Raw genomic sequence first — 7,663 nt, forward strand, 5'->3', positions numbered from 1 at the left:
ACGTAAATCCTTATACTGGGATCAGCCGAGTTTTTCAGTCAGCTCTGGCACGGCCTGGAAAAGGTCTGCGACCAGTCCGAAGTCGGCGACCTGGAAGATCGGTGCTTCTTCGTCTTTGTTGATCGCGACGATGACTTTCGAGTCCTTCATGCCCGCCAGATGCTGGATCGCGCCCGAGATGCCGACCGCGACATACAGATCGGGGGCGACAACCTTACCGGTCTGACCCACCTGCCAGTCGTTCGGCGCATAACCCGAGTCAACAGCCGCGCGCGAGGCACCAACCGCCGCGCCCAGCTTGTCCGCTAGACCTTCGATCAGCTTGAAATCCTCTTCCGAGCCGACACCACGGCCGCCCGAGACAACAACACCAGCCGAGGTCAATTCCGGACGGTCGCTCTCGGCCACTTTGTCCTCAACCCATGACGACAGGCCTTCGGAGCCCGGAACCGAGACGGTCTCGACCGGGGCCGCGCCGCCTTCGCCCGCCGCGTCAAAGCTGGCGGTCCGCAGGGTGACGACCTTCTTGGCGTCGCTCGATTTCACGGTCTGGATTGCGTTGCCCGCATAGATCGGACGCTCGAAGGTCGAGCCGTCAACCACGCCGGATGCATCCGAGATCACCATCACGTCCAGAAGGGCTGCCACACGCGGCATCACGTTCTTGGCGTCGGTGGTGGCAGGGGCCACGATGTGCTCATACCCGTCGGCCAGCGACACGATCAGCGCGGCGGTCGATTCCGCCAGGCGGTGGCCCAACGAGTCGTCTTCGGCAACCAGAACCTTGGACACACCGTCGATCTTGGCAGCGGCTTCTCCAGCAGCAGCGGCGGAACCGCCAGCGGCCAGAACGGTAATGTCGCCCAGTGCCTTTGCGGCGTTGACGGCCTTGGCGGTGGCGTCCAGCGACAGCTCACCATTGTTAACTTCGGCGAGAAGAAGAACAGCCATTACACAGCCCCCGCTTCTTTGAGTTTCCCGATCAGCTCGTCGACCGAGCCCACGATGATGCCTGCGGCCCGTGCCGGCGGCTCATCGGTTTTGACGACCTCAAGGCGCGGCGTGACATCGACGCCGTAATCGGCGGCGGTTTTCTCATCCAGCGGCTTTTTCTTGGCCTTCATGATGTTGGGCAGCGACGCATAGCGCGGCTCGTTCAGGCGCAGGTCGACGGTGACGATTGTTGGCATCTTGACGCTGATAGTCTGCAGACCGCCGTCCACCTCGCGGGTGATCTTGGCGCTGTCGCCTTCGATGTCCAGCTCGGACGCGAAGGTGCCTTGCGACCAGCCCAGCAGGGCTGACAACATCTGGCCGGTGGCGTTCATGTCGTTGTCGATGGCCTGTTTACCCGCCAGTACGATGCCTGGCTGCTCTTCCTCGACCACTTTGGCCAGGATCTTCGCAACGGCCAGCGGCTCGATATCGGTGTGCACGTCGTCGGCGGCAACAACCAGGATCGCGCGGTCGGCGCCCATGGCCAACGCGGTGCGCAGGGTTTCCTGGCTTTGCTTGACGCCGATCGAAACGGCAACAACTTCGTCAGCCTTACCCGATTCTTTCAGGCGGATCGCTTCTTCCACCGCGATCTCGTCGAACGGGTTCATCGACATTTTGACATTGGCGAGATCGACACCGCTACCGTCCGCTTTAACCCGGACCTTCACATTATAGTCAATCACGCGTTTGACAGGCACGAGTACCTTCATTTTGCGCTTGCTCCTCACAAAAAACGGTAAGCCGCTTTGCGACTCCACCAATGCTCTCGGGGGATTGAATAGCGCCTGAATTCGCCCTGCAACAGAGCAAAATCGTCACGTCATGGGTTTGGGACGTCGCGTTTCGTGTTTTTTGACGCTACGACCCGCGACTTAGCGGTTTGCTCCCGGCACCCACAGCACATCCTGAGTACCGTTTTCGTTGGCGCAACGCGCGGCGACAAAGAACCAGTCGCTGAGGCGATTGAGGTATTTCACCGCAACTTCATTCACCGGCTCCATGTTGGTCAGCTCAACTGCCAACCGCTCGGCCCGGCGCGAAACGGTGCGGCACACATGTAGATGTGCAGCCAGCCGCGACCCGCCCGGCAGAATGAAACTGCGCAGCGGTTCCAGTGTTTCGTTCATAACGTCTATTTCCGCCTCCAGCCGGTCGATCTGGGCGGGAACGACACGTAGCGGGGGATAGTCGGCCTCGGCATCTTTTTCCATGTCGGGGCGGCAGAAATCAGCACCCAGATCGAACAGGTCATTCTGGATACGAGACAAGGCGGCTTCGACATCGCCCTCTGCCTCGGTTCTGGCCACACCGACAAAAGCGTTCAACTCGTCCACGGTGCCATAGGCGGCGACGCGACCGGAATATTTAGCAACGCGTTCGCCATTGCCCAAAGCGGTTTTGCCGTCATCGCCGGTTCGGGTGTAGATCTTGTTCAGAACAACCATTTACTGGGCTCCTTGTCCACGAAGCCAAACGTAGAGCACGATCAGCACCACGGCTATGAACTGAAACAGGATGCGCAGGCGCATCATCTTGTTGCTTTTCATTGCGGCGGCCTTCCCGCTTTTGCCAAAATTCGAGATGCCAATAGCGAGCACGACGACAACAGCCGCCATGGCCAACAGAAGAACGACCATCAAAAGGTCCATGGGTACACCGTCCGCGTTTTTTGTTTCCTTGGGCTATCATCTAGCCCCGTGAGAGTGAAAAGCGAACGGGTAATATTGCCTCAGACGTCCGTCAGGATGCGGTCGATGGTGCGGGTCGGCAGAATGCGGCGCAGGTATCCGGCGATATAGGTCGGCGTCGTCACATAGTACCGAGGACGTGGGCGTTTCGATTCGACCGCGTGGGCCAGCTTGTCGGTCACGGCTGAAGCGGGCAGTTCGAACCGGTCTGGCCCCGAGGATTCGTACAGTCTTTTCAATAGCGAAGACTCGTACCGCTCGCGCAGGGCCGAGTTCTGCCAGTTGATGAACTTTTCAAAAAAGGGAATGGAGTTTTCACGGATTTTCGAGGTGATTGGGCCAGGTTCGATCAGGATAACTTTGATGTCGGTATCGGCCAGTTCCAGGCGGAGCGTGTCAGTTAATCCTTCAACCGCGTATTTCGTGGCTACATATGCGCCGCGCCAAGGATAGGCCACCAGCCCCAAAACCGATGAGTTCTGTACGATTCGCCCGTGCCCCTGGGCCCGCATGGCTGGAATCACCTGCCGGGTCAGCTCATGCCAGCCAAAGAAATTGGCCTCGAATATTTCGCGCAGGCCGTCTGTGGGTAGATCCTCGACTGCACCGGGCAGGCCATGTGCGCCATTGTTGAACAGAGCGTCCAGCGTGCCCCCTGTGGCGTCGAGCACTGAGGCCAGCCCCGAGGTAATGGTGTCTGCGTCAGTGTAGTCAATGCGGGGGCTTTCAAACCCCTGGGTGCGCAGCCGGTCGCAATCGCGCTGCTGACGACAGGATGCAAACACCCGCCAGCCCCGGGCCCGCATGCCATGTGCGGCATCCAGACCAATGCCCGAGGAACAACCGGTGATAAGAATAGTCTTTTGCATGATCTTCCTGAATCTGAACCTGATCTATAGCTATAGCTATAGCTATAGCTATGGCGAGGTTCAGGTCAGGACAATGACACGACTGCGTCAGTTCGAGGTTTTTCGCACCAGTGAAGCCGAAACCCATCCGATCTGTTGCTGTGGCAACACGCGCAGGCGCAACCAACCGGTCCCGGATTCGCTCAGCACCTCGACCTTCTGGCCGATGGTTGCCTTACCGACGATTGGATAAATCGTACCGGGTCCATCGCGCATGTTCACACGGGTTCCCGAAATCTCGCGTATGTCCTTTTCGGGTTCGGTGATGGCCGGTGTTTCGGCCACGTCTTCCAGCACGTCTTCTGTGACCTGGCGCAGGCCTGCCACGCCGTCCTCAAGCGAGGCGAGCGTGATATTTGCGCTTTGATCTTCGAACACCGACAGAGCCGAGAACGTTGAAAGGCTTGCATCTTCCGCTACGATTTCAACCACTTCCTCTACAGTGGGTTCAGGCTGAACGGGCGCAACCTGCACGCGGGTTGCGACATTGGTCACAAGCTCTTCGGCCCGGGCAGGTGCGACGGAAGGAGTCGGGTTGGAGGCGATACGAACTGGATTTTCGGCTCGCAGACCACGGGGCTCAAAATCCGGCCCGTCGCTCATAACGTAAAAGCACCAGCCAAGTGCAGCGAAAGTAAAAACAATAAGGCGCGTCATGGCGCATCCCCCGGGTCAATCGCAAGAAACAAGAAATAGGCAGCAGTCTAATTCAGTCAGACTAACATATTTCAGGGGACGAGTCGAAAAACGGGGGAAATCGGGGGGTTGCCTCCCCCTGTTGCAAAAAGCGCCACTTGTCCCCAGCTAAATACATGTTGCTTGCTTTACCCAGCCGCGCTTGCGGCGTATCACATCATGTATGACGGATACGATCGACGACCCCAACATGGAGGCCCCTGACAACGGGGGCGAGATAGCTGAACCGCTGCGCCGCGCGATCGGCGAGCGCTATCTGACCTATGCGCTGTCCACCATCATGCACCGGGCGCTGCCTGATGCACGTGACGGACTGAAGCCGGTTCACCGGCGAATCCTGTACGCGATGCGCGAACTGCGACTCAGTGCGACGGGCGGCTTTCGAAAGTCAGCGAAAATCTCGGGCGACGTGATGGGTAACTATCACCCCCATGGCGACGCTGCGATCTATGATGCGATGGCGCGTCTGGCGCAGGATTTCAACGTCCGCTACCCGCTGGTCGACGGGCAGGGGAACTTTGGCAATATCGACGGCGATAACCCGGCGGCCTCGCGATACACCGAGGCGCGGATGACCATCGTGGCCGAAGCGCTGCTGGAAGGTCTGAACGAAGACGCCGTTGATTTCCGCGACAACTATGATGGCACGCTGACCGAACCGGTCGTGTTGCCCGCGCAGTTTCCGAACCTGTTGGCCAATGGGTCCAGCGGGATCGCGGTGGGCATGGCGACAAATATCCCGCCGCACAACATTGCCGAGCTGTGTGATGCCTGTCTGCATCTGATCAAAGTACCGGATGCGCGCGACGACACGTTGTTGAACTACGTCCCTGGCCCGGACTTTCCGACCGGTGGCGTGATCGTCGAGCCTGCCGAAAACATCGCGCAGGCCTATCGCACCGGGCGTGGGTCCTTCCGACTGCGCTGCAAGTTCGAAGTCGAAGATCTGGGCCGCGGCCAGTGGCAGATCGTGGTCACCGAGATTCCGTATCAGGTTCAGAAATCCAAGCTGATCGAAAAGATCGCTGAGCTGATCCAGACCAAGAAAATCCCTATCCTCGCCGATGTGCGCGACGAATCCGCCGATGACATCCGCCTGATCCTTGAACCGCGTTCCAAGAACGTGGACCCTGAAGTGCTGATGGGTATGCTCTACCGCAACTCGGACCTTGAGGTGCGGTTCAGTCTGAACATGAACGTGCTGATCGACGGGGTGACGCCCAAGGTTTGCTCGATGAAGGAAGTGCTGCGCGCCTTCCTCGATCACCGGCAAGAGGTGCTGCTGCGCCGGTCGCGTCACCGCATGGCGAAGATCGACCATCGGTTGGAGGTCTTGGAAGGCTTTATAGTTGCCTTCCTGAACCTCGACCGTGTGATCGACATCATCCGCTACGACGACGACCCCAAAGCCGCGTTGATGCGCGAGGATTGGGGTATTACCCATGTCCGTGCGACCGATGAGGCCGACTATATCTCGCCCAAGCCGGGCGAGGGCGAACTGTCCGAGGTTCAGGTCGACGCCATCCTCAACATGCGCCTGCGCAGCCTGCGCCGTCTGGAAGAGATGGAACTGGTCCGCGAGCGTGACGAGTTGATGTTGGAGCGCGCCAACCTCGAAGACCTGCTAGCTGATCCGGGCTTGCAATGGGCCAAGATTGCCGAGCAGTTGAAAGAGACCAAGAAGACCTTCGGCAAGGACTACGAAGGCGGCGCCCGCCGTACGCAATTCGCTGAGGCTGGACAGGTCGAAGAGGTCCCGCTTGAGGCGATGATCGACAAAGAACCGATTACGGTCGTCTGTTCTCAGATGGGCTGGATCCGTGCCATGACCGGCCATATCGACCTGAAACGAGAGCTGAAGTTCAAGGACGGCGACGGCCCGCGTTTCATTTTCCACGCTGAAACTACTGACCGACTGCTCGTTTTTGCGTCGAACGGGCGATTCTACACGGTCAGCGCGGCCAACCTGCCCGGCGGACGAGGCATGGGTGAACCCCTGCGCCTGATGGTCGACTTGCCGAACGAAGCACAGATCATTGACATCCTGATCCACAAGCCGGGGCGCAAACTGCTGGTGGCCTCAGATGCGGGCAACGGCTTTATGGTGCCCGAGGATGAGGTGCTGGCCCAGACCCGCAACGGCAAACAGGTGCTGAACGTTAAGGGCGATGAGACCGCAATGATCTGCAAGCCGGTCGATGGCGATCACGTGGCGGTGGTATCCCAGAACGGTAAATTCCTGGTCTTCCCTTCTGAGGAATTGCCCGAGATGACCCGTGGCAAGGGCGTGCGCCTTCAGAAGTACAACATGGCACGTGGCCGTCAGGGCACGCTTGAGCTGGATGGCGGCCTGTCCGACCTGACCACGTTCAACTGGGAAGAGGGCCTGAAATGGTCTATGGGCGGTGACAAAACGCGGCACGAGGCCGATATGTCCCAATGGCTGGCCAAACGCGCCAGTGTCGGGAAAAAGCCGCCCTATGGCTTCCCGCGCAACTATAAATTCGAGTGATTGCGCAGCAGGTGCAGGTAGAATTTCACCGATACTGCTTGGCACAGACCGTATCGGTGCGCTAGACCAAAGAAAAACAGGCCTATCGAGACGAAATCATGCTGCGCATTCTGACTTTGATCACCGGACTGGCCCTAATGGGCGCCTGCACGCAAACGCAGGTTTATGAAGAACCTGAATCGCTGGGCGAATTTAAACTGCGGGTCAACTATGCCTTTGCCGACAAGGCTGTGCAGGGGCCGGTCAGCCGTGATGCTACGTCGGATGAATGGACTGCGGCTATTCAGAATGCTGTCGATATCCGGCTGGGTCGCTATGAGGGAGTGCAGGAATATGACATCGGCATCAGCCTTGAAGGATATATGCTAGCCCCCCCGGGCATACCGGTGATCTACAATCCCAAAAGCACCGCGATCGTGTTGGTCAACGTGTATGACGTGAACAAAAAAGAGTTCCTTGCCAAGGGTAAACAGTTCCAGGTTCTCGAAGATACGACTGGGGAAAGTGCCTTGGCCGGATCGGGGCATTCGCGCACCAAGGAAGAACAAATGAGCGGTTTGGCTCTGAAAGTCGCAGACAGAGTCGAGGAATGGCTGGCCGAAGAACACAAGGACAATGGCTGGTTTGATCGCCGCCCGGACCTTATCCAACCGCTCGATTCCAGCGACCTCACGCAAAATCCGGCGTCTTAACCTTCTTTTAACGCAGGATGTGCTTGATTTTCCCCTTTGAACCAAATATCTCGCGCGCGGAGATGTAACCACGGGACCAAGGGTCCCCCAAATCGCAAAAGGGCGCCTGAGGAATGGCAAAGGAAAAGTTTGAGCGTAATAAGCCGCACGTCAACATCGGCACGATTG

The 7,663-nt window shown here is 58.4% G+C and carries 8 protein-coding genes; 2 read left to right on the plus strand and 6 right to left on the minus strand.

Annotated features, from left to right (window positions below; genetic code table 11):
• Positions 1-21: 21 nt before the first annotated feature.
• The 6 genes from RUE5091_RS19625 to RUE5091_RS19650 all read right to left on the minus strand — a co-directional run bounded on the left by RUE5091_RS19625 (position 22) and on the right by RUE5091_RS19650 (position 4,252).
• Positions 22-951, minus strand: coding sequence for an electron transfer flavoprotein subunit alpha/FixB family protein (locus RUE5091_RS19625; protein WP_058283627.1), 930 nt, complete (start codon positions 949-951; stop codon positions 22-24).
• A complete protein-coding gene (locus tag RUE5091_RS19630) occupies positions 951-1,709 on the minus strand; it encodes an electron transfer flavoprotein subunit beta/FixA family protein (RefSeq protein ID WP_058283628.1) in 759 nt (252 codons plus the stop codon). Before RUE5091_RS19630 ends, RUE5091_RS19625 begins: the two co-directional genes overlap by 1 nt.
• Positions 1,710-1,871: 162 nt before the next feature.
• Positions 1,872-2,444: a cob(I)yrinic acid a,c-diamide adenosyltransferase gene (locus tag RUE5091_RS19635; RefSeq protein WP_058283629.1), complete on the minus strand. Its 573-nt coding sequence runs from the start codon at positions 2,442-2,444 to the stop codon at positions 1,872-1,874.
• Positions 2,445-2,648, minus strand: coding sequence for a twin transmembrane helix small protein (locus tag RUE5091_RS19640; protein ID WP_058283630.1), 204 nt, complete (start codon positions 2,646-2,648; stop codon positions 2,445-2,447).
• Between the two features lie 80 nt (positions 2,649-2,728).
• On the minus strand, positions 2,729-3,556 hold the full coding sequence (locus RUE5091_RS19645) for an SDR family NAD(P)-dependent oxidoreductase (protein WP_058283631.1): 828 nt from the start codon (positions 3,554-3,556) through the stop codon (positions 2,729-2,731).
• Between the two features lie 87 nt (positions 3,557-3,643).
• Positions 3,644-4,252: an SH3 domain-containing protein gene (locus RUE5091_RS19650; RefSeq protein ID WP_243470823.1), complete on the minus strand. Its 609-nt coding sequence runs from the start codon at positions 4,250-4,252 to the stop codon at positions 3,644-3,646.
• A gap of 202 nt (positions 4,253-4,454) precedes the next feature.
• Here RUE5091_RS19650 and parC point away from each other — a divergent pair, with 202 nt between their 5' ends.
• Entirely contained in the window at positions 4,455-6,803 is a 2,349-nt protein-coding gene (parC, locus tag RUE5091_RS19655; protein WP_058283633.1) for a DNA topoisomerase IV subunit A, read from the plus strand.
• A gap of 98 nt (positions 6,804-6,901) precedes the next feature.
• Complete coding sequence (locus tag RUE5091_RS19660) at positions 6,902-7,495, plus strand: hypothetical protein (RefSeq protein ID WP_058283634.1); 594 nt, start codon at positions 6,902-6,904, stop codon at positions 7,493-7,495.
• Positions 7,496-7,663: the final 168 nt, after the last annotated feature.

The sequence above is a fragment of the Ruegeria denitrificans genome (genome assembly GCF_001458295.1).
GTDB classification, from domain to species: Bacteria; Pseudomonadota; Alphaproteobacteria; order Rhodobacterales; family Rhodobacteraceae; genus Ruegeria; species Ruegeria denitrificans.